Origin of the sequence: Luedemannella helvata, assembly GCF_039528415.1 — a bacterium.
GTDB classification, from domain to species: Bacteria; Actinomycetota; Actinomycetes; order Mycobacteriales; family Micromonosporaceae; genus Luedemannella; species Luedemannella helvata.
Map to the genome: position 1 here is coordinate 25,655 of NZ_BAAALS010000017.1, position 21,396 is coordinate 47,050.

At 72.5% G+C, this 21,396-nt stretch carries 19 protein-coding genes; 7 read left to right on the forward strand and 12 right to left on the reverse strand.

The genetic code is table 11. The features are described 5' to 3' along the window. Positions 1–50: 50 nt before the first annotated feature. Genes ABD191_RS17790 through ABD191_RS17810 form a run of 5 tightly spaced genes read right to left on the reverse strand, consistent with a single transcriptional unit; the run spans position 51 to position 4,668 of the window. Positions 51–1,283 carry an acyl-CoA reductase gene (locus tag ABD191_RS17790; protein WP_344083016.1) on the reverse strand — a complete coding sequence of 411 codons (1,233 nt, stop codon included), beginning with the start codon at positions 1,281–1,283 and terminating at the stop codon, positions 51–53. Next, positions 1,280–2,326, reverse strand: coding sequence for a LuxE/PaaK family acyltransferase (locus ABD191_RS17795; protein WP_344083018.1), 1,047 nt, complete (start codon positions 2,324–2,326; stop codon positions 1,280–1,282). The genes ABD191_RS17790 and ABD191_RS17795 overlap by 4 nt, the downstream gene beginning before the upstream one ends. After that, entirely contained in the window at positions 2,323–3,699 is a 1,377-nt protein-coding gene (locus tag ABD191_RS17800; RefSeq protein ID WP_344083020.1) for an AMP-binding protein, read from the reverse strand. The genes ABD191_RS17795 and ABD191_RS17800 overlap by 4 nt, the downstream gene beginning before the upstream one ends. After that, positions 3,696–4,445 (reverse strand): SDR family NAD(P)-dependent oxidoreductase, encoded by a 750-nt coding sequence (locus tag ABD191_RS17805; RefSeq protein ID WP_344083022.1) that lies wholly within the window; start codon positions 4,443–4,445, stop codon positions 3,696–3,698. Before ABD191_RS17805 ends, ABD191_RS17800 begins: the two co-directional genes overlap by 4 nt. Next, a complete protein-coding gene (locus ABD191_RS17810) occupies positions 4,426–4,668 on the reverse strand; it encodes an acyl carrier protein (protein ID WP_344083196.1) in 243 nt (80 codons plus the stop codon). The genes ABD191_RS17805 and ABD191_RS17810 overlap by 20 nt, the downstream gene beginning before the upstream one ends. A 218-nt stretch (positions 4,669–4,886) precedes the next feature. On the opposite strand from ABD191_RS17810, the gene pseB reads away from it, so the two are divergent. The 5 genes from pseB (at position 4,887) to ABD191_RS17835 (ending at position 10,362) form a co-directional block, all read left to right on the forward strand. After that, positions 4,887–5,873 carry a UDP-N-acetylglucosamine 4,6-dehydratase (inverting) gene (gene pseB, locus ABD191_RS17815; RefSeq protein ID WP_344083024.1) on the forward strand — a complete coding sequence of 329 codons (987 nt, stop codon included), beginning with the start codon at positions 4,887–4,889 and terminating at the stop codon, positions 5,871–5,873. Next, positions 5,873–6,997: a DegT/DnrJ/EryC1/StrS family aminotransferase gene (locus tag ABD191_RS17820; protein WP_344083026.1), complete on the forward strand. Its 1,125-nt coding sequence runs from the start codon at positions 5,873–5,875 to the stop codon at positions 6,995–6,997. Before pseB ends, ABD191_RS17820 begins: the two co-directional genes overlap by 1 nt. A gap of 64 nt (positions 6,998–7,061) precedes the next feature. Continuing rightward, the gene (locus ABD191_RS17825; RefSeq protein ID WP_344083028.1) at positions 7,062–7,793 is read left to right on the forward strand and encodes a cytidylyltransferase domain-containing protein; all 732 of its coding nucleotides are present in this window, start codon (positions 7,062–7,064) and stop codon (positions 7,791–7,793) included. A gap of 2 nt (positions 7,794–7,795) precedes the next feature. Continuing rightward, complete coding sequence (locus ABD191_RS17830) at positions 7,796–8,875, forward strand: PseG/SpsG family protein (protein ID WP_344083198.1); 1,080 nt, start codon at positions 7,796–7,798, stop codon at positions 8,873–8,875. A 137-nt stretch (positions 8,876–9,012) separates the two neighbouring features. Further along, entirely contained in the window at positions 9,013–10,362 is a 1,350-nt protein-coding gene (locus tag ABD191_RS17835; RefSeq protein ID WP_344083030.1) for an ABC transporter ATP-binding protein, read from the forward strand. Here the strand turns inward: ABD191_RS17835 and ABD191_RS17840 are convergent. From ABD191_RS17840 to ABD191_RS17850, 3 genes are all read right to left on the reverse strand, one after another. Next, a complete protein-coding gene (locus ABD191_RS17840; RefSeq protein WP_344083032.1) occupies positions 10,359–11,213 on the reverse strand; it encodes a DUF6807 domain-containing protein in 855 nt (284 codons plus the stop codon). The two genes, ABD191_RS17835 and ABD191_RS17840, sit on opposite strands and share 4 nt — an antisense overlap. Before the next feature lie 307 nt (positions 11,214–11,520). Beyond that, complete coding sequence (locus ABD191_RS17845; protein WP_344083034.1) at positions 11,521–12,327, reverse strand: hypothetical protein; 807 nt, start codon at positions 12,325–12,327, stop codon at positions 11,521–11,523. 30 nt (positions 12,328–12,357) lie between these two features. Next, positions 12,358–14,577 (reverse strand): bifunctional polysaccharide deacetylase/glycosyltransferase family 2 protein, encoded by a 2,220-nt coding sequence (locus ABD191_RS17850; protein ID WP_344083036.1) that lies wholly within the window; start codon positions 14,575–14,577, stop codon positions 12,358–12,360. A 72-nt stretch (positions 14,578–14,649) separates the two neighbouring features. Between ABD191_RS17850 and ABD191_RS17855 the strand changes: the two genes are divergently transcribed. Next, positions 14,650–15,120: a hypothetical protein gene (locus ABD191_RS17855; protein ID WP_344083038.1), complete on the forward strand. Its 471-nt coding sequence runs from the start codon at positions 14,650–14,652 to the stop codon at positions 15,118–15,120. 298 nt (positions 15,121–15,418) lie between these two features. Here the strand turns inward: ABD191_RS17855 and ABD191_RS17860 are convergent, their stop codons facing one another. Then, positions 15,419–16,444, reverse strand: coding sequence for an ROK family protein (locus ABD191_RS17860; protein WP_425560748.1), 1,026 nt, complete (start codon positions 16,442–16,444; stop codon positions 15,419–15,421). Positions 16,445–16,617: 173 nt separating this feature from the next. Further along, the gene (locus ABD191_RS17865; RefSeq protein WP_344083042.1) at positions 16,618–18,744 is read right to left on the reverse strand and encodes a heavy metal translocating P-type ATPase; all 2,127 of its coding nucleotides are present in this window, start codon (positions 18,742–18,744) and stop codon (positions 16,618–16,620) included. 148 nt (positions 18,745–18,892) lie between these two features. Here ABD191_RS17865 and ABD191_RS17870 point away from each other — a divergent pair, with 148 nt between their 5' ends. Next, complete coding sequence (locus ABD191_RS17870) at positions 18,893–19,357, forward strand: Hsp20/alpha crystallin family protein (RefSeq protein WP_344083044.1); 465 nt, start codon at positions 18,893–18,895, stop codon at positions 19,355–19,357. Between the two features lie 67 nt (positions 19,358–19,424). On the opposite strand, the gene ABD191_RS17875 is transcribed toward ABD191_RS17870, so the two are convergent. Together ABD191_RS17875 and ABD191_RS17880 are read right to left on the reverse strand one after the other, a co-directional pair. Then, positions 19,425–20,513 (reverse strand): ABC transporter permease, encoded by a 1,089-nt coding sequence (locus ABD191_RS17875; protein ID WP_344083046.1) that lies wholly within the window; start codon positions 20,511–20,513, stop codon positions 19,425–19,427. Then, positions 20,513–21,394, reverse strand: a complete 882-nt coding sequence (locus tag ABD191_RS17880) for an ABC transporter ATP-binding protein (protein WP_344083048.1) — start codon at positions 21,392–21,394, stop codon at positions 20,513–20,515. The genes ABD191_RS17875 and ABD191_RS17880 overlap by 1 nt, the downstream gene beginning before the upstream one ends. Positions 21,395–21,396: the final 2 nt, after the last annotated feature.

Here is a 21,396-nt window from a genome sequence, read left to right on the forward strand (position 1 = left end):
TCGGGTGGCCGTCCGCTACCCTCGGTTACAGCGGAATCGATTACTTTCCGTTACTGGGTGAGGGTGGTGCGGCGGGTGAACTCGTGGAGCAGGTCGTAGCCGTCCCAGACCGCGCCGAAGGTGAGGGCGCGGCCGAAGGGGACGATCCGGTCGATGGCCCGGCCGCCTAGAGAGCGTGCGAATTCGTGCAGGTCCTCCGGTAGGAAGCCCAGGTGGGAGAGGGTCTGGTCGCGGCGGCCCAGCAGCGGCGCCAGGGACGCCAGCGAGTCCAGCGTCGCGACCGGGAACGTGCCCGCGCCGAGCCATGTGCGGGGCAGCGCGGCCGCGGGGTCCAGGGTCGCCATCGCGACGGCGTTCGTTGAAAACTCCAGTCGGGTGGCCAGTCCGGCCGCCGCCAAGCCATAGGTGGCCACCCGCTTTTCGACCGCCATAGCCGGGTCCACCGGCCAGCCGCGGGAAGCCACCTCCTCGACCAGGAGCGACACGAAATCCGCGCGCACCTCGGCCGCCTCCGTGAGGCTGCCGCCGATCAGGAACAGGGTGCGCGGGGAGGCGCATGCCGCCTGGTCGAACCAGTAGGAGTCGTTGGCGAAGCCGGCCACTCCCGTGCGGCGCGCGTGCGGGGAGAGCGCCGCCCAGCCGGGCACCGACACCGCCGCGAACGACGAGCGGTCGGGGAAGGTCACATCCCGGGACCAGGGGGCCAGCGGGGCGCGGCGGACCGCCCGTACGGAGGCGTCTCCACCCCAGATGACCCGCAGGTCGCACGCGGCCGAGAGCGCCGCGGTGATCTCGTCGTCGCGGCCGTAGGTCACCATGCGCTGCGTCTGCGCCACCGCCGGATGCGCGTCGGCCAGGGCGTCGTTGAGCGCGTCGAGCACGGCCGACGCCGCGCCCGCCGCGCGGGCCGAGACCCGGACGACGTTCGGGTTGCCCGCGAGCGCCGACAGCGCCCACGAGTACACAAAGATGGTGTCCACATTGGCCGGCGGCACGTGAAAGACCAGGCCACGGGGGAAGACCAGGACGTCGCCGGTGGAGGCGACGCCCGCCAGGGCGCGGGTCAGTTCGCCGCGGCGCAGGAAGAAGCCCAGTGACGCCAGCTCCGGATAGCGGCGGGCGACCGCCGGCGCGAGCAGGCGGCGGGCGAAGCTCGTCAGGAAGTCCACCACGCGTGGGTCGCCGACGCGCAGCGGCCCGTCCAGCGGCGGGGCAAGGACCGAGGCGAGCACGTCCTCGACGGCGACGTCCGGGCCGGCGGGGAAGCGGGCGGTGAGCTTCACGCCGCCACCTCCGCCGCCGTGAACGTGTCGCTGCACCCGCGCGCCTCCGCCCGGGGCAGGCGCCCCAGCACCGAGAACCGCTTGCCGGGCCACTCGCCGTCGTCGACCCCGTGCACGACGCCGAGGTCCTCCGTGAGCAGCAGGTGCCCGGGGTAGGAGGTCGGCAGGGTGCTCACTACCTGCAGCAGGCCGGGAGAGCCGGGCGGCAGTTCCGCCCAGGTCTGCGGGTCGCGGACGATCACATCGGCGAAGTCGGGGCAGTAGAGCGCCCCACCGTCCGGGCCCTCCAGGAACACCGTGCCGATCTGCTCCACCATGCCGTAGAAGTTGTGCACCCGCGTCAGGCCCGTGTCGGTGGCGAGCCGACGCCGGAACTCCGCGTTGCCCACGGCCCGGTCGGCGAGCTTCTTCCAGCCCCCACTGTGGATCAGGATGCCGTTGGACAGGTCCAGCCCGCCGGTCTCGTAGAGATACAGCCACACCATGAAGGTGAAGCCGAAGATGAGGAACGGCTGCCCGCCGAACCGGCCCAGGAACCCCTTGACGGCCGCGACGTCCAGCGCGCCGTGCTCGTCGAGCGCGAACACGTGGTCCCGACCGAAGTTGACCATGCCGAGCATGCCGGCGCCCCGGGCACTGTAGGAGCGGCGGTCGGCCACGACGCCCCGACTGTCCACGACGAGCATCGGCAGGCGCTTGGGGCCGAGGACCGTCTGCAGTGTCCTGGCCAGCATCCGCGTCTGCGCGGCGGCAGCCTCCCGGTCGAGATGGACGCGGCTGACGTCGCCGGTCGTGCCGCTCGACGTGAGCACCTTGACGACCTCGTCGGCGGGTACGCTGCGCAGCTCGTGCTTCTTGAACAGGCGTACCGGCAGCCACGGCAGGTCCGCCAGGCCGTCGTAGGCTCGCCCGCCGTCGTGGCCGGTCGCCGCGAGAATCCGGGCGTAAGGGGTGCAGCGCGCGCGATGCCGCTCGGTGAGTTGGCGCAGCTCGGGTAGGAGACGGCGCTCCTTGTCGGCCTGGCTGAGGGTGAACACGCTCACGCGACACCATCCAGGGCCCGGTAGTCGACCTTGCCGTTGGCGAGCAGGGGCAGGCGGTCGACCGCGCGTACCTCGATGCCGGACGAGTGGGTGCCGAGGCGGCGGGCGGCCTCCGCGCGCAGCGCGTCGCGGGCCGGTTCGTCCGCTCCCTCGATCCACAGCCGTACCCGGTCGTCCCCGCCGACCGCGGCGAGCGCGCCGTGCCCGGTCAGCATGCGTTCGACGTCGTCGAGGTTCACCCGCACTCCGAAGATCTTGGCGATGCGGCGCTTGCGGCCGTCGACGTAGAGGAAGCCGTCGCCGTCGAGGTGGCCCAGGTCGCCCGTCGCGAGCCAACCGCCCAGGTCGTCGCCGCGGGCCAGGTCACGGGCGGTGTCGGCGTACCCCATCATGACGTTCGGCCCGTGGAAGAGGATCTCACCGTCGCCGGCGATGGACACCGACCCGCCCGGGACCGCCAACCCCACCGAGCCGAGCTTGTCCGGCAGCGCCCCGCTGGGCAGCACGGTCATCCGCGCGGTCGCCTCCGTCTGCCCGTACATGACGAACAGGCGGCCGCCGACCGCCGCCATGCGCCCGTGGAAGTCCGCGACCAGCTCGTTCCGCAGTCGGCCGCCGGCCTGCGTGAGGGTGCGCAGGCGCGGGTGGTCCTCCGGGTTGAAGTGCAGCCGGCGCAGCATCTCGTACTGGTACGGCACGGCGGCCAGCGACGTGACGCCGAAGCGGGCCGCGTCGCGCCAGAACTCGCGCTGCATCACGGTCGCGTCCGTGACCACCACGGTCGCGCCGTTGACGAGGTGGGAGTGCAGCACGGACAGCCCGTACGTGTAGTGCAGCGGCAGGCTCGTGGCCGCCACGTCGCCGCCCCGGATGCCCAGCGCGGCCGCGATCGCGTGCGCGTTGGCCAGCACGGCCGTCCGCGACAGGCGCACCAGGCGCGGGTTGCCGGTCGAGCCGGAGGTGGCCAGCAGCAGAGCCAGGTCCGGGTGCGGAGGCGGGGGCGGCGGGCCGTCGACGCGGGCGTCCGCGCGTACCCACACGGGGCCGAGCGGCCCGAGCCGCGCGGCGCGGTAGCCCGGCGGCGCGCTCGTGCTCACCCCGGTGACGATGGCCGGCGCGAAGCGGTGCACCAGGTCGGGCACGTGCGGGGCGGCCGGGTCGAGCAGGGCGACCGGCCGGTCGGCGGCCAGCGCGCCCAGGTAGCCGACCACCGCGTCGAGCCGGTTCGGCAGCAGCGTCAGGACGAGGCCGGGCGGCGCGCCGGCGTACGCGCCGGCGGCCGTGTCCACGGCGGCGCGCAGGGACGGCCCGACGAGGAACCCGCCGGTCGCCGCATCGACGAGCCGCGCCTCGGGATGCACGAGCTGGCTCACGGGGTCACCCCGCCGTCCACGCCCAGGACCTGGCCGGTGATGAAGGCTGCGTCCGGGCCGAGCAGGAAGGCGACCGCCCCGGCGACGTCGGCGGCCGAACCCAGGCGACGCAGCGGGGTGGCGGCGACGACCCCGTCCCGCCCGGCGGCGTCCAGCGTGCCCAGCAGGTCCGTGTCGATGAACCCGGGCGCGACGGCGTTCACCCGGATCCCGGCCGGGCCCCATTCCTTCGCGGCCGAGCGGGCCAGCCCGGCCACGGCCGCCTTGCTCGCGGCGTACACGGCCTGGTTGGCCGCGCCGCGCTCGCCGACGACGGAGGCGACCAGTACGGCCGCGGCGGCGCTGCCCCGGCGCAGCAGCCGGCCGGCGTGCTGCAGGGTGTGCGCGGCGCCGGCCGCGTTCACGGCGAACAGCCGGGTCACGTCGTCGGGCGCTAGCATGCCGAGCGGACCGGCGGCGTGCGTACCGGCGTTGACGACGAGCGCGTCCAGGCGCCGGAACGCGGTGAACACGTCGCGGGTGAACGCGGCAACGGCCGCCGGGTCGGCCACGTCGCCGGCCACGCCGACGGCCGGCACCCCGTGCGCGGCGGCCAGCCTGCCGGCCACCTCCGCGGCCCGCCCGGCGTCCGTACCGTGCACGGCGACCGCGTAGCCGTCCGCGGCCAGCCGCCCGGCCACGGCGTACCCGATGCCCCGGGTGGCTCCGGTGACGAGGGCGACGCGATCAGTGGGTGAAAGCGACATCCTGCCGCTCCAGGATCTCGCGGGCCTTGGCGAACGAGCTGAGGTCGATGACGTCGTCGGTGTCGAGCAGGACGTCGAACTCGTCCTCGATGCCGGCGATCAGCGACATGTGGGCCAGCGAGTCCCACGTCTCGATCTCGCGGTAGGCCAGGTTGTCGACGGGGTAGTCGGCGGGCAGCTCCAGGCAGGTGCGGAAGACGGTGCGCAGCCGCTCGATATCCACCACGGTTGTGCCTTTCGTGTGCGGGTGATCCGGCGGTGAGCGTAGTGGCCGTCAACCCGGCAATACGCGCGAAAAGGGCGTGGCCACGGAGAGGTCTCCCGGAGTTCAGCCGCCGTTCGCCTAACCGCCGCCGCCGGTTGCCGGACCGCGATAACGCTGCGAATCCGTACCCGGCGCGGCGTCCGATGCCGCCCGAAACACCCCTGGAGAACAGCCTCGTGAGCGTCCTGAATGGATCATCAATCCTGGTCACCGGCGGGACGGGTTCGTTCGGCAAGGCCTTCATCCGGTACGCGCTCGACAACCTCGACCCGCAGCGCATCGTCGTCATCTCGCGCGACGAGCTCAAGCAGTACGAGGCCCGCCAGCTGTTCTCCGACGACCCGCGGCTGCGCTGGTTCATCGGCGACGTGCGCGACCTGCCCCGGCTCAGGCGCGCCATGCACGGCGTCGACTACGTCGTGCACGCCGCCGCGCTCAAGCAGGTCGACACCGCCGAGTACAACCCCTTCGAGTACGTGCAGACGAACGTCGCCGGCTCGCAGAACGTCGTCGACGCCGCCATCGAGTGCGGGGTGCGCCGGGTCGTCGCGCTCTCCACCGACAAGGCGTCCAGCCCCATCAACCTGTACGGGGCGACCAAGCTCGTCGCGGACAAGCTGTTCGTCTCCGCGAACCACTACGCGGCCGGCCACCCCACCCGGTTCGCAGTCGTCCGCTACGGCAACGTGATGGGCTCGCGCGGCTCGGTCGTCCCGCTGTTCCGCAAGCTCAACGCCGAAGGCGCCAGCCTGCCAATCACCGACAAGCGGATGACCCGCTTCTGGATCACCCTGGACCAGGCGGTCCGCTTCGTCGTCGACTCGTTCGACCAGATGCAGGGCGGCGAGCTGTACGTGCCCCGGATCCCGAGCATGCGCATCATGGACCTGGTCGAGGCTGTCGCGCCGGCCAGCGCCACGCACGAGATCGGCATCCGCCCCGGCGAGAAGCTGCACGAGGAGATGATCGCGCCGGACGACGCCCGCCGCACGATCCGCTTCCCCGACCGGTACGTGGTGACGCCCACGATCGCCACCTGGGGATACGAGCGGCCGGCCGGCGGCCAGGACGTGCCCGACGGGTTCACCTACCGGTCGGACCTCAACGACCGGTGGCTGGCGGTCGACGAGCTGCGCGACCTCATGGCGGCGGGCGCCCTGTGATGCTGCCCTACGGACGCCAGTCGATCGACGAGAGCGACATCGAGGCCGTCACCCGGGTGCTGCGCTCGGACTGGCTGACCACCGGCCCGGAGGTCGCCGGCTTCGAGGACGACCTCGCGGCGTGGACCGGCGGCACCCCGTGCGTGGCCGTCAGCAACGGAACGGCCGCCCTGCACACCGCCTACGCCGCGCTCGGCGTCGGCCGCGGCGACCAGGTCGTGACGTCCCCGGTCACCTTCGTCGCGACCGCGTCGGCGGCCGTCGCCCTGGGCGCCACGGTCACCTTCGCCGACGTCGACCCGCAGACGGCCAACCTGGACCCGGAGGCGGCCGCGTCCGCGCTCACCGGGCGGACGAAGGTCATCGCCGCGGTGGACTACGCCGGCCATCCCGCCGAGTACGACGACCTGACGAAGATCGCCGAAAGCGCGGGCGTGTCCCTGGTGGCCGACGCCGCGCACTCGATCGGATCGCGCTACCGCGACCGCCCGGTCGGCAGCCTCGCCGACGTCACCACCTTCTCCTTCTTCCCGACGAAGAACCTGACGACCGGCGAGGGCGGGGCGGTCGCCGTCCGCGACGCCGGCGTCCTCACGGCGGCCCGCCGCTTCCGCACCCACGGGCTCGTACGCGAGCCCGCGCTGCTGCGCGACCCCCACGAGGGCGGCTGGCACCAGGAGGTGCACGCGTTCGGGCTGAACTACCGGTTGCCGGACGTCCTCGCCGCGCTGGGCCGCAGCCAGCTGCGGCGCCTCGCCGCGTTCAAGGCCCGCCGCGCCCACCTGGTCGCGCGGTACGACGAACTGCTCGCGGGCGTGGCCGGGCTCGGCCTGCCGGCGCGCCGCGACCACGCCGACCCGATGTGGCACCTCTACCCGGTGCGCGTGCGCGACGGCCGCCGCCGCGAGGTGTACGAGCGCCTGCGCGCGGCCGGCATCGGGGTGCAGGTCAACTTCATCCCCGCGTACTGGCACCCCGCGTTCGCCGACCTCGGGTACCGGCGCGGCATGTGCCCGGTCGCGGAGGCGTTCTACGCCGAGGAGCTGTCGCTGCCGCTCTACCCGGACCTCACGGACGCCGAACAGGACTGGGTCGTCGAGACCCTGGCGGGGATCCTGCGCTGATGCACCGCGCCAACCACTTCTACGGCCACGGGTCGCCGGCCTTCCTCGACGTCGGCGCGTCGCGATGACCGGCCTCGTGGGCATCATCCAGGCGCGCATGGGCGCGAGCCGGCTGCCGGGCAAGGTCCTCCTGCCGCTGGGCTCGCGGACCGTGCTGGGCCGCGCGGTGGCCGCCGCCCGGGAGAGCGGCGCCCTCGACGAACTCGTCGTCGCCACGACGGAGGAGCCGGAGGACGACGCGGTCGTCGCCGAGTGCGCCCGGTTGACGGTGGCCTGCCACCGTGGGCCCACGGACGACGTGTTGAGCCGGTTCCTCGGGGCGCTCGACGCGTACCCGGCCGGGGCCGTCATGCGGTTCACCGCTGACAACCCGTTGCAGGACCCGGACATCATCGCGACGGCCGCCCGGGTCTTCCGCGCCGTACCCGGACTGGACTACCTGTCGACGTCGATCGGGCGCACCCTGCCGCGCGGCCTGGATGTCGAGATCATCAGTGGCCCGGCGCTGCGGGCCCTGGACGCTCTCGCCACGGGGCACCATCGGGTGCACGTGACGTCCTTCGCCTACACCCACCCGGAGATGTTCCGCGTGCTCGGGCTGACCATCCCGCCGGACCGTTCCCACCTGCGGTTGACGCTGGACACCGAGGCGGACTGGCACCTCGTCCGGGCCGTCGTGGCCCACGTGGGCGACGGTACGGTCAATCTGCCCAAGCTCGCCGAGTGGCTCGACGCGCGTCCCGAGGTGTGCGCGCTCAACGCCGAGGTCGCCCAGAAGGCCCTGGAGGAAGCGTGACCGTGAGACCCCTGCGGGTCGGGTTCCGGTGTGACGCCGGGCAGCGGGCCGGCGTGGGCCATCTCGTGCGGTGCGTGGCACTGGCCGAGCAGCTGCTGGCCGAGGGCATCGAGGCCGTGTTCCTGTCCGACCTGGGCGGCGTGGACTGGGCGCGCCGGCAGCTCGACGCGCGCCGGCTGCCGGTCGTCGACGGGCCCACGACGCCGGACGGCCTGGTGGCGGCGGCGCGCGACCTCGGACTCGACGCGGTCGTCCTCGACTCGTACGTGCTCGACGCGGCGTGCGGGGCCGCGCTGCGTCGCGCGGACGTGCCCGTACTCGCTGTGGTGGACGGTGACCACCGCGGCCAGGAGGCGGACCTCTACCTGGACCAGAACCTGGACGCCGAGCTGTATCCGCTGGACCTGCCCGAGGGCGCCACGCGGCTGGCCGGCGTCCGGTATGCCCTGCTGCGCGACAGCGTGCGCCGGGCCCGGCCTGCGTCGGCCCCCCGGGCGCGCCCGGACGGGCCGCCCCGGGTGCTGTGTTTCTTCGGCGGGACGGACGCGTTCGACGCGGCGCCCGTGGTGGCCCCGCTGCTGATCGGCACCGGGGTACCGCTGGCCGCGACGATCGTGGCCGGCCGGCCGGAGTCGCGGGAGGCGCTGGCCGCCCTGACGCCCGCGACGGGTCAGGCGTTCGAGGTGATCGCGCCGACGGACGACCTGCCGGCGCTCGTGCGCGCCGCCGACGTGGTGGTCAGCGCGGCCGGCACGTCGCTGTGGGAGCTGCTCTGCCTGGGCGCGCCCGCGGCGGTGCTGTGGGTGGTGGACAACCAACGGCTCGGGTACGACCGGGTGCTCGCCCACGGCCTCGCGGCGGGCCTGGGCCGCCTCGACGAGCTGCGCGCCGAGGGTGCCGCGCGCGCGAAAGCTGTGGGTGAACTGCGGCATTTGCTCCGTGATCCCGCCCGCCGGGACATTCTTGCGGGACAAGGATGGAAGTTTATTGATGGACACGGCAAGCGTCGCGTCACTGAGGCGCTGCTCAACGTAATAGTCACCATGAGATCTAGCCGGGACCTTTGCTATTTCCCCAGGTGAGGCTGCACCCTGTACAGGATGGCGTGTAACACGGGTGTCACGACTGGAACATGGCACGTTCACCCGATGGCGATCGGTCAAACCGGCGACCATTGTTACTGCCTCAGACCGTGTCAAAGCAGTGCGGGGAGGAGACGGTGGCAACCGTCGCGCTAAGGGACGTAAGCAAGGTTTTCGGTGACGGAACCCTCGCCGTCGACAACGTGAGCCTTGACGTCCAGGACGGCGAGTTCATGGTCCTGCTGGGCCCCTCGGGCTGCGGCAAGTCGACCGTGCTCCGGATCGTCGCTGGCCTGGAGGACCCCACCTCGGGCGCCGTGCTGCTGGACGGTGACGTGGCGAACGACCTCGCGCCCCGTGAGCGCAAGGTCGCCATGGTTTTCCAGGATTTCGGTCTTTATCCGCACATGTCGGTCCGTGACAACATCGGGTTCCCGCTGCGTATCGCCGGGATCGAGCCCGAGTCGCGCAGCGAACGGGTGGCCGACATCGCGTCCGCGCTCGGCATCGGCGACGTGCTCGCCCGCAAGCCCGGTCAGCTCTCCGGCGGTCAGCGCCAGCGGGTGGCCATGGGCCGCGCGATAGTGCGCCGGCCGTCGCTGTTCCTGATGGACGAGCCGCTGTCGAACCTGGACAGCGGCCTGCGTGCCGAGCTGCGCGCGGAGATCTCCGCGCTGGTCCGGGAGCTGGGCGTCACGACCATCTACGTGACGCACGACCAGGCCGAGGCGCTGACGATGGCCGACCGGGTCGCCATCATGCGTAAGGGCGTCCTGCAGGACGTCGGCACGCCCACCCAGGTCTACAGCCGCCCCGGCACCCTCTACGTGGCCGCCTTCCTCGGCAGCCCGCGGATGAACCTGCTCGAGGCGAGCGTCTACGTCCACCTCGACCGCTACATCGCCCTGCACCTCGGCGACCAGGCGCTCTACCTGCCCTGGCACGACATGCGGGCCCGCCAGGTGGCCCACTTCCACGGCGAGCGCATCGTCGTCGGCGTGCGCGCCGAGGCGCTCACCCCGGTCGTGCCCGACACGCCGGGCGACGTCCTGCACGGTCGCGTCCGCTACCTGGAGCACCACGGTCACGAGTCGCTGGCCTTCCTCGACATCGGCGCGTTCGCCGTGCCGGTCGACGACATCGCGGGCGCCGCCCCGGTGCCGACCAACGGGACGGGCTCGCGGCTGAGCAAGGTCGCGGCGATGTTCCGCGGCCGCAACAACTCCCACCGCGACGAGGAGTTCGACGGCAATGGCCACCACGGCTCGTCGGCCCAGTTCGGTGGCGGCGGCACGGGCGCCCGCAACCAGCCGGTCAGCGTGCTGGAGCAGTCGGGTCGCCACCACCGGGCCCGCGCCGAGGTGGCGGTGCGTCTCGCGCCGTACCCGAGCCTGCGCGTCGGCGACCCGATGAGCGTCGCCATCCGCATCGACCAGCTGCACTTCTTCGACGCGCGCGGCCAGCGCATCGACGTCGGCTGGCGCTAACGGATCAGAGCGGTCACTTCGTCAAGGGTGACCGCCCCGTCCACCACGGTGATCCGGTGCCGGCGCCGCAGTGCGTCGCCTGCTGCGATGCGCCGTCGCTCCTCGAACGCGAGCGCCACGCACACGCCCGGGTATTCGGCCGCCCGCACGAACCACCGGTCACCCTCGCCGAGCCCTTCGAAAATCAGCGAGTACGCGCTGCCGCTGTTGTCCGAGGTGACCGCGATCCAGTCGGCGGCGCTGCCGTTCACGTCCTGTTCGGTGTCGGCGTCGGGGCTGAACACGGTGGGCGCGTTCGCTCCGAACGGCAGCCGCCAGAAGAAGCCCCCGTACCCGGCGTTGCCGGGCCGCCCGTTCGTGCCCGGACTGCCCAGCGACACGTCCGCGGGCCCGGGATTGCGCAGCGCGTAGGCGAAGTCCAGCCGCCAGGCCCGCTCGTTCACCGGTTCGGCGTTCATGACGCGCGTCTCGTCGAGCAGCGTCGCGCCCACGGTGTCGAGCCACCGCAGGCTGCCCGCCACGCTGTGCCCGCCCGCGGTGAGCGTCTCCTGCACGATGCGCGCGTGATCGTCGAGCCACTGGTACCCCTGATCGCGCACGTAGGTGCGGCCACCCCACAGGTTGACGCCGTTGACGTCCTGCATGGCGACGCTGACCCCGAGATGGTGCGTGTGATCCTCGGGCACCACGTCGGTCACGACGACCCCGCTGAGTGTCCGCACGGGGTGCAGGAACGGCCGCGGCCCGCGCTGCGGATCGACCACCGGCTCGGTCACGTACTCGGCCACGACGGGCCCGCCACCGGCCACGCGCAGCGGGATCGGCTCGCTCCCGGAGTACGACGGAACCATGCGCACCTCGCGTTGGGGGGAAAGCGGTTTCTTACTGCCTTTCGACCGAGCAGCCTACCGCCTCCGCCCGTAGCGGTTCGCTTGACTACGCAGCGTCCACATCCCGCGCCGAGCCGACCCCCCTTCCCCCGCCCTTTGCTCTGCTTACCTATAGGCATCAGTAACGCTACGCAACGATGCTTCTCGCGACGCCGACACCTTTACTCCCGATATTTGCGGACACAGGGGGTGCTTACTCGAAGTAAGCAGAGCAAAGGATCGCGGTGGGGGGTGGTCGGCTCGCCGCACCGCGCACCCTCCGTTAGCGTCACTTTCCGTTAAGGCGGTCGACCGTGAGGGTGCTGACGCCCGAGGTGGCGGCGATGTCGAAGCGGTCGTCGGCCGCGTCCCAGCCGGAAGGGGCGAAGACCGTGCCGGCCGAGACGCCCGAGTGCGTCGCGCCGTCGACCTTCACCGTGGCCGCGCCGCCGCCGATGCTCACCTTCGCCGGCGGGCCGGACGGCAGGTGCACCGCCACGTCGCTCGCGCCACCGGCCACGCGGACCTGGGTGGTGCCGTGCGGGGCGGGCAGGCCCAGCTCCGCACGGGTCACGCCCGAGGCCAGGTCGACGCCGTCGACGCGGGCCGCCATGGCGCCGTCGACCGTCACCTCGGTGGCGCCGCCCGAGAAGCGTAGCCGCCACGCCACGTCCTTATTGAGCTCGACGACCAGGGCCTCCGGACCGGTCAGGCCGGTGTCGGCGAGATGGACCTGCAGGTCCGCGTCCGTCTCCACGATGGAGGGGGCCAGCGCGGAGTCGTCCGGGGTGCTCGCCCGCGCCAGCGTGTCGCCAAGGTCGGCGGCGCGGACCGTCACGGTCGTCGCGCCGCTGACCACGTCGAGGACGGCGGCGTCGCGGTCGTCGCGGGCCACGGCGACGGCATGCGGCGCGGCGGTCGGCGAGCCGGGGTTCGCGTGCGGGCCGAACAGCCGGCCGTCGGCGGGGCGGTTGGCGTCGCAGCCGGCCGCCAGCGCGATCAGGGCCACCAGAACGACCAGGACCAGACCGTACGACTTGCCGTGCAGGCGCGCGGCGCAGCGCGCCCCAGGGCTGTGACCTCGCATCGTAGCCATGAACACGCTGTTCCCCGTCCCGTCCGTCAGCTAACCCACCGGCCCCACGGCGGCCTCGCCCGTGCGCCGCAGCTTGTGCCAGCGCAGGCGGGCCCCGGTCAGGGCCGTCAGGGCCGACTGGGCCATCACCACGTAGATCACCTGGCGGTAGACGAACTGCTGCAACGGCAGCGCCCACAGCGGACCCAGCCGCTCGCCGTCCAGGCGGAACGCCACCACCGCGGTGATCGTCTGCAGGGCCAGCATCGCCAACCACGCGACGCCCGCCTCCGTCCGGTTGAAGAAGACGAACCCGTACAGGGTGAGGATGTCGACCAGCGGCGCCAGCAGCGGCAACGCGATGCCGAAGAACGCCAGGAACGGCAGCCCCCGGCGCCCGAACCGGCCCGACGCGCCCGGCTCGGTCAGCGCCCCCCGGTGCCGCCACATCGCCTGCATGGTGCCGTAACTCCACCGGTACCGCTGCCGCCACAGCTGGCCCAGCGTCGCCGGTGCCTCCGTCCACGCGCGGGCCTGGCCCTCGTACACGACCCGCCAGCCGGCCCGCGTGATCGCCATCGTGAGGTCGGTGTCCTCGGCGAGGGTGCGGTCACTGACCCCGCCCACGTCGCGCAGCGCCCGGCGGCGGAACGCCCCGATCGCGCCGGGCACCGTCGGGATGCAGCCGAACAGCTCATACAGGCGCCGGTCGAGGTTGAAGCCGATCACGTACTCGATGTGCTGCCAGCGGCCCACGACCGTGCCGCGGTTGCTGACCTTCACGTTGCCGGCGACCGCGCCGACCGTCGGATCGCCGAACGGCTGCACCAGCGCCCGGATCGAGTCCGGCTCGAACACCGTGTCGCCGTCCACCATGATGATCAGTTCGTGCCGCGCCCATGCGACACCCACGTTGAGCGCGAACGGCTTGCCGCCGTTGGGTACCCGGACCAGGCGCACGTTGGGCAGGTTGAGGCCCGTGACGATGTCGCCCGTCCCGTCCGTCGAACCGTCGTCCACGACGATGACCTCGATGGCCGGGTAGTCGCCCGTGGCCAGCGACCGCACCGTGTTGGCGATGTTCTCCTTCTCGTTGAACGCCGGCACGATCACCGAGACGGGCTCGTCGACCGGCCGGCCCCAGCGCCAGTCCGGCCGGCGGCGGCGCCGCGCGTGGCGGCCCGCGAAGAAGAACATCATGAGGGTACGCAGGGTCGTCAGGATGCCCACCGCGATGATCATGAAGCTGAGCACGTCGAGCAGCCGGTCGGCGAGCTGTACCGCCCAGACGAGCGCCCGGCCGCGCCACTGGTCCAGGGCCGTCGCCGGCGTGCCGCCCGTCGAGTCGGCCGCCGTCGCGCGGCGGAACCCCTCGGAGACGGTCACGAACTCGTACCCCTGCGCCTTGAGCTTCGGGATCAGTTGGTCGAGGGCGGCGACCGTCTCGGCGCGGTCACCGCCCGCGTCGTGCAGGAGCACCACCGAGCCGGCCCCGTCGCGAGGCGTCGAGTTGCGCACGATCGTGTCGACGCCCTGCCGCATCCAGTCGAGGCTGTCCGTGTCCGTCTCGATCGTGAGGTACCCCTGCTCGCCGGCCTCCAGGACCAGCGGCCAGGTGCGGTCGTCGAGCGAGTTGGAACTCGACGAGTACGGGAAGCGCAGCAGCGACGTCTTCACCCCCACGGCCGCGGCGATCGCCATCTGGGTCTGCGAGTACTCCATGGTGCGCTGCCAGGCGGGCAGCTTTGTCATGTCCGGGTGCGTGAACGTGTGTACGCCCAGCTCGTTGCCATCGGCCACGAGGTCGCGGGCCAGTTGGGGATAGCGGGCCACCTGTGAGCCGACCACGAAGAACGTCGCCGGTACGCCGTGGGCGCGCAGGACCTTGCGCACCTGCGGGGTCCACACCGGGTCGGGACCGTCGTCGAAGGTGAGCGCGATTGTCTTCGGCGGCATCTGGTACGACACGATCCGGCCGTTCGTCGTGTCGATGAGCGGTCCGCCGCCCGTGATGTTGTCCGGCACGGTCGCGGACACGGTGGACTCGTGCACCGCGCCGTCGGGCTTGAACTCCGCGTTCACGTACGCCTCGAGCAGCAGGAACATCACGAAGACGCCGAGGACGACCGTGGTGAGCACCCACCGCGGGCGGGGGGTGACGCGCCGGGCCCAGGCGGGCCGGGTGGGCACCGGTACGTCGGGCCCGCCGGTAGCGGCGCCATGCCGGGGCCGCGGCCCGGCCGGCGTCTGGCGTGGCATCACCGCGCTCACGCGTGGACCCCCGTCGCCGCGCCGGCGGGTGTCACCAACCGCGCCGTTGCGTACCGCGCCCCGTCCGCGCCGGTGGGGGCCGTCCGGGCCGGTGCCGATGGTGAGGATTTCGCGCTCGCGGCCGTGGCCGGGCGGGCCGGTACCGACGGCGACGGGCGCGGCGTGGCCGGCGCGGTCGTGGTCGGCGGCGCGGTCGTGGGCGGGGCGCTGGGGCTGACCGCGGGCGATGTGGGCGGCGTGCTCGCCGGCGCGGTCGTGCGCTTGGCCGGGGTGCGGGTTGGCGTGGCGGCCGGCCGGGGCGACGCGAGGAGCGTCGGCGCGGGGCGGGGCACCGGTATCAGCGGGTTGCCGGGCGGCCCGCCCATGATCGGGCCGGCCGGCGGCGAACTCGGCGGCTGCGGATTGGCCCCGCCGCTCGTCGCCGGCGCCGTCGCGTCGTCAGCCAGCACCGGGAACGGCCGCTGCGTCGGCGCCACCGGGCCGACCGCCAGGCTCACCAGCACCAGGGTGGTGAAGACCAGCCCGGCGCCGCCGAGGCTGTAACTGACGGCGCGCACCCGCCGGCGCCGGCGGCCCGAACTGTCCACAAAGACGGGTGCGCCCGGATGGTCGTGCACGGCGAGGTCCGCGGTGGGCGCATTGGACCACGCGGGATCGGTCACGTCATGGGGTACTTCGACAATCACCCGACGAGCATCGACGACCGGCGCGGTGGTATGGATGCGAACGCCGCATCCGCCGTGCCTGTGCCGTTAATTCACCCGTGTGGTGTTAACGGAATGTCGTGCGGTTGCGCCTGTTCGGGCCATAACCGCACGTCGGCTCGATCGTGCCGGAGCGCTCAGCCCGGTACGGTCTGCCGGGCCGCGATGGCCGCGCCCCGCGCGCCGGCCATGTCCCGGTCCGGCACCAGCGCGATCGTGGCCGCCTTCTCCTGCTCCGCCCGCAGCTGGGTGTGCCGGCGGACGGTGTCGAGGAACCAGGTGCGGAACTCCAGCCCGGTCTCGACGACCCCGCCGCCGATGAAGTACGCGGCCGGGTCGGTGAAGTTGGCCGCGATCGTGAACAGCCGGCCCAGCGCCATCGCCTGCTGTTCGAAGATCCTCAGGGCGAGTTCGTCGCCGCGCTCGCCGTAGGAGCGCACCAGCCGGGCCGCCTTCGCCCGGGAGCCGACCTCGTTCAGCTCGTGGTCGGGGTAGCGCTTCAGCCAGTACGGCAGGAGGTTGTTCTCGATGCCCTTGAGGGAGGCGATGCTCTCGGCGTCACCGGACAGGCCGCAGTTGCACAGGGGCATGGGCTGGTCGGGTTCGAGCAGGCCGTGCATCGGCAGGTAGACGTGGCCCAGTTCGCCGGCCATGCCGGCGGCGCCCTTGACCGCCCAGCCGGACTCGATCACGCCGCCGCCCAGCCCGGTGCCGACGATCGCGGCGACGGACGACCGGGCCGGCGCGAGTGCCCCGAAGTGCTGGGCGTGGGCGTAGAGGGCGGCCGCGTTGCCGTCGTTGTTGTAGATCACGGGGAGTCCGAGCCGGTCCTCCAGGGCGCCCCGGAAGTCGAAGCCCCACCACTCGGGGCTGGAGAAGTTCGTCGAGCCCTTCGACGAGATCACGCCGTCCGCGCTGGCCGGCCCCGGCGTGTCCAGGCCGACGGCGGCCACGGTCTCGACCGGCGTGCCCGTGATCACCAGGACGTTCGCCATCGCCTCGGCGAGGGCTTCCACCGCCACCGACGGCCCGTCCAGCACCCGGCTCGGCACCTCGACAAGACGGTCGACGAGGAACTTGCCGTCCGCGTCCAGGACGGTGGCGTTGATCGCCGTGCCACCCACGTCCAGCCCCACCACGACCGGCTGCTGCGCCACGTTCATGATCGTTCACGCTCCGCTCGCTCCGCGTCGGATCGGCAATACGTCGGTTGTACCTCCCCAAAGTCCCACAGGAGATCATCCCGTAGGCCAGAGTCGGGCCTCATAGAGCCGACGCGCAGCAGCCATCCTCGCCCCGCCCGATCCGCCGGGCAGTCACCCCGCCGACTCGCGGGTCAGCGCGGCGTGAACCGGCGCAGCCGCAGGCTGTTGGCCACCACGAACACGGACGAGAAGCCCATCGCGGCGCCGGCGATCATCGGGTTGAGCAGGCCGGCGGCGGCGAGCGGCAGCGCCGCCACGTTGTACGCGAACGCCCAGAACAGGTTCGCCCGGATCGTGCCCAACGTGCGGCGCGACAGCGCGATGGCGTCCGCCGCCGCGTGCAGGTCCCCGCGGACCAGGGTCAGGTCGGCCGCCTCGATCGCCGCGTCCGTGCCCGTACCCATGGCCAGGCCGAGGTCCGCCTGGGCCAGCGCGGCCGCGTCGTTGACGCCGTCCCCGACCATCGCGACCGTGCGGCCCCGGTCCTGCAGGTCACGCACGGCCGTGACCTTGTCGGCGGGCAGCACCTCGGCGATCACCTCGTCGATGCCGACCTCGGCGCCTACCTCCCTGGCGACGGTGGCGTTGTCGCCGGTGAGCAGGACGGGCCTGAGCCCGAGGCCGCGCAGCCGGGAGATGGCGTCGCGGCTGGTGGGGCGGACCGCGTCCGCGACGACCAGGACGCCGCGCGCCTCGCCGTCCCACCCCGCGAGGACGGCCGTGCGGCCGGCCGCGCCGGCGTCGGCGACCGCGGTCGCCAGGTGGTCGGGCACCCGCCAGCCGCGGTCCGTGAACAGCGCGGCCCGCCCGGCCAGCGCCGGCCGGCCCTCGACGCGCCCGGACACGCCCAGGCCCGGCACGTTGGCGAAGTCCGTCACCGGCGGCAGCCCGTCCCCGGCGGCGGCCGTGATCGCGGCGCCGACGGGGTGTTCCGAGCCGGACTCCAGGGCGCCCGCGATGCGCAGCACCTCGGCCGGGTCGTCGGCGACGGTCCCGTACAGGGACATGCGGCCCGTGGTCACGGTGCCGGTCTTGTCGAGCACGATGGTGTCGACCGCCCGGGTGGACTCCAGCACCTGCGGCCCGCGGATGAGGATGCCGAGCTGGGCGCCCCGGCTGGTGCCGACCATCAGCGCCGTCGGCGTCGCCAGGCCGAGGGCGCACGGGCAGGCGATGATGAGTACGGCCACCGCGGCGCGCACGGCGTCGCTGGTGTCGCCCGTGGCGATCAGCCAGCCGACCAGCGTGAGGACGGCGAGCGCGATGACGGCGGGCACGAACACGGCCGAGATCCGGTCGGCGAGCCGCTGGACGGGGGCCTTGCCCTGCTGGGCGGCCGTGACGAGGCGCGCGATCTGAGCCAGCTGGGTGTCGGCGCCGACGCGCGTCGCGCGTACCCGGAGAAGTCCCTGGGTGTTGACGGTCGCTCCGGTGACCGGATCGCCGGGGCCCACCTCAACGGGCACGGACTCGCCGGTGAGCAGGCTGGCGTCGATCGCGGAGGTGCCCTCGACGACCACGCCGTCGGTGGCGACCTTCTCGCCGGGGCGGACGAGGAACTGCGTGCCGGGGCGCAGCGCTGAGATGGGGACCTTGGTCGCGACGCCGGCCTCGTCGATCACGGTGGCGTCCTTGGCGCCGAGGTCGAACAGGGCCCGCAGGGCGCCGCCGGCCCGGCGGGTGGCGCGCTGCTCGGCGTAGCGGCCGGCGAGGATGAAGGTCGTGATGACGGCGGCCGTCTCCAGGTAGGTGTCGTGCCCGCCGCGGACCGTCGTCACCAGCGACCAGGCGAACGCGGCGAGCGTGCCGACCGTGACGAGGGTGTCCATGGTCGCCGCGCCGTGCCGCAGGTTCGCGATCGTGGCCTTGTGGAAGGGCCAGCCGCCGTAGCCGACCACGATCGCGGTCAGCGCGAGGGAGAGCCATCCTTCGCCGGGCGGGTCGACGCCGGGGACCATCGCGGCGACGAAGACGGGCACGGTGAGCAGGGCGGACACGATGAGGCGGGTGCGCAGCGGGCCGGTCGTGTCCTCGTCGGTCTCTTCCGGCGGGGTGGCCTGGTAGCCGGCCGCCTCGACGGCCGCGACCAACTCCTCGGTGCTGACCTTGGTGGGGTGGTCGATCGTGGCGACCGCCGTGGCGAAGTTGACCGTGGCGGAGACCCCGTCGATCTTGTTGAGTCGCTTCTCGACGCGGGTGGCGCAGGACGCGCAGGTCATCCCGCCGATCGTCAGGTCAGTGTGCAATGCCGTGCCCATGCCCTCACAGTACCCCCTGGGGGTATCCTCCGTCCTGTGGCTGGGATCACAAACCGGGCGGAAATGCCGGGGGCCCCGCGAGCGTCTATCCGGGTGTGGCTGGCACTCGCATGGGGCGAGTGCTAACGAAGACAGAGTGAGGTCTGCGATGGCACTGCTTCGCTGGGATCCGTTCACGGCGCTCGCCCGCGTGGACGACGAGTTCGACAACCTGGTCCGGCGCTCCTTCGGCGCCCCTCGGGAGCAGTTCGTGCCGGCGGTTGAGCTGGCCACCGAGGGCCGCGACGTCCTGATCACCCTTGAGGTACCCGGCGTGGACGTCGAGAACATCGACGTCGAGATCAACGGGCGCACGCTGACGGTCAGCGGGGAGCGGCGCGAGCGCACCGACGAGACGCAGGGCAAGGTGCTCGTGCGCGAGCTGCGCTACGGCAGCTTCCGCCGCACGTTCCAGTTGCCCCGCGCGGTCGAGGCCGAGCAGGTCGAGGCCGAGGCCGACAACGGCCTACTGCGCCTGCGGGTCCGCGACGTGACCCCGCCGGCGCGTGAGCCCCAGAAGGTGGCGATCCGCACCCAGGCCCCGGCGATCGAGAGCACGGCCGCCGAGGAGTAATCCCCCTATGACGAAGGGCCGGCGCCGCGGTTCGCGGTGCCGGCCCTTTGCCGTGTCGACCGGGCACTCAGCCCAGCGGGTTCTCCGCTCCGGCCCAGGCGGCCCGCAGCCGGACCCGGGCGCCGGTCTGCAACAGCGCCCCGGTGTAGAGCCGGCTGGCCACCAACACCGTCAGGACAAGGGTGGCGGCCAGGATCGCCAGGGACACGAACGGTTCCCACAGCTGCGACTCGCCGGCGAACATCCGCACCGGCATCGCGACCGCGGACGAGAACGGAATGTACGACATGATCGCCATCGCCCGGTCGTTGTCCTGGAAGAACGTCACGCCGAAGTACGGGATCATGACGAGCATCATGAGGAGCGAGGATGTCGAGCCGAGGTCCTCCATGCGGCTGACGAGCGCCCCGGCCACGGCCCACATCGAGCCGAGCAGGATGTACCCGAGGATGAAGAACGGCACGAACCAGCCGAGCGACGGGCCGATCAGGGTCAGCAGCGCCTGCATGTCGCCGAGGCGCAGCGCGATCGGCGTGAGCAGGGCCAGCACGGCGACCTGCGCGAAGACCACCAGGGAGTAGGCCAGGATCTTGCCGGTCAGCAGCGCGCGCACGGGCACGGCGGCCACCACGATCTCCACGATCCGGGTCTGCTTCTCGACCACCACGCTCTGCGCGATGCCGGCCGCGGAAACCGAGAAGATGAAGAACACCAGCGCGAACGCGAACGCGGCCATGAAGACCACCTGGTCGCTGACCGCGTCGGGGGCCAGCAGTTGCACGGGCGGCGGCGCCGCGAGGCTGGCCAGGATCCGGTACGGCTCCTGCGTCATGGCGATCACGCGTACGCCGGTCGTGGCCGTCGGGTCGTCGACGACCGCCGCGTCCACCTCGCCGTCGCGGACCAGCGCCTGCGCCTGCTCAAGGTCGGTGACCACCCGAGCCTCAAGGTTGTCGGCCGCTGCCACCACCTCGGTGGCCCGCGAACCGAAGGTGGCCACCGTCGACGTCGAGTCGCCGCCGAGCACTCCGGGCAGGATCGCGGCGAGGAAGAGCCCCACGATGAAGACGCCGAAGGTGATCCAGAAGCCCTTACCCTGCATCTGCATACGGAGTTCCCGCTGGGCGACAAGACGGGTGGCGTTCCAGAACGACATCAGATGACCTCTCGGAAGATCTCGGCCAGGGACGGTACGACGGCGCCGAAGGCCCGGACCGGGCCGCGCTCGACAGCCTGCGTGAGCACGCGCTGCGCCAGCTCGTTGTCTGTCGCGTCGAAGACGACCCGCGCGCCGTCGAGGTCGATCACCGTCACGCCGGACATGTCGCGGACCCACCCGGCGTCGCCGTCGACCACGAGCTCGAAGCGGGGCGTGGTGAAGCGCGACCGCAGCGACTCCCGGTCGCCGCTGGCCGCCGTCCTGCCGCCCGAGATGATCACCAGGTCGTCGCAGAGCCGCTCGACCAGCTCCAGCTGGTGACTGGAGAACAGCACGGGGACACCGCGGGCGGCCCGGTCACGCAGGACGCCGAGCACGGTCTCGATCGCCAGGGGGTCCAGGCCGGAGAAGGGTTCGTCGAGGATCAGCAGCTCGGGCTCGTGGACGAGCGCCACGCAGACCTGCACCCGCTGCTGGTTGCCCAACGACAGGCGTTCCACCAGGTCATCGGCCCGGCCGGTCAGCTCCAGGCGCTCCAGCAACGCCGCCGTGTTGCGCTTGGCGGTCGCCAGGTCCAGGCCGTGCAACTGGCCGAAGTAGATGATCTGGTCGGCGACCTTCATTTTCGGGTACAGGCCACGTTCCTCCGGCATGTACCCGAACCGCTGCCGCACCTGCTGGGTGATCGGCTCGCCCTGCCAGGTGACCGTGCCCCGGTCGGCGGCGAGCAGCCCCAGGATGATCCGCATGGTGGTGGTCTTGCCGGAGCCGTTCGCTCCGACGAACCCGGTGATGCGTCCCGGCGCCGCGTCGAACGACAGGCCGTCGAGCACCTTCGTGCCGTGGAAGCCACGGCTGATCTCCCGTACGTGCAGCATGC

Coding starts and splice junctions, on each gene's coding strand:
- ABD191_RS17845 (WP_344083034.1), bottom strand. CDS start 12,327: ATGGCTACGATGCGAGGTCACAGCCCTGGGGCGCGCTGCGCCGCGCGC.
- ABD191_RS17840 (WP_344083032.1), bottom strand. CDS start 11,213: ATGGTTCCGTCGTACTCCGGGAGCGAGCCGATCCCGCTGCGCGTGGCC.
- ABD191_RS17805 (WP_344083022.1), bottom strand. CDS start 4,445: ATGTCGCTTTCACCCACTGATCGCGTCGCCCTCGTCACCGGAGCCACC.
- ABD191_RS17880 (WP_344083048.1), bottom strand. CDS start 21,394: ATGCTGCACGTACGGGAGATCAGCCGTGGCTTCCACGGCACGAAGGTG.
- ABD191_RS17860 (WP_425560748.1), bottom strand. CDS start 16,444: ATGAACGTGGCGCAGCAGCCGGTCGTGGTGGGGCTGGACGTGGGTGGC.
- ABD191_RS17825 (WP_344083028.1), top strand. CDS start 7,062: ATGACCGGCCTCGTGGGCATCATCCAGGCGCGCATGGGCGCGAGCCGG.
- ABD191_RS17865 (WP_344083042.1), bottom strand. CDS start 18,744: ATGGGCACGGCATTGCACACTGACCTGACGATCGGCGGGATGACCTGC.
- ABD191_RS17875 (WP_344083046.1), bottom strand. CDS start 20,513: ATGTCGTTCTGGAACGCCACCCGTCTTGTCGCCCAGCGGGAACTCCGT.
- ABD191_RS17820 (WP_344083026.1), top strand. CDS start 5,873: ATGCTGCCCTACGGACGCCAGTCGATCGACGAGAGCGACATCGAGGCC.
- ABD191_RS17870 (WP_344083044.1), top strand. CDS start 18,893: ATGGCACTGCTTCGCTGGGATCCGTTCACGGCGCTCGCCCGCGTGGAC.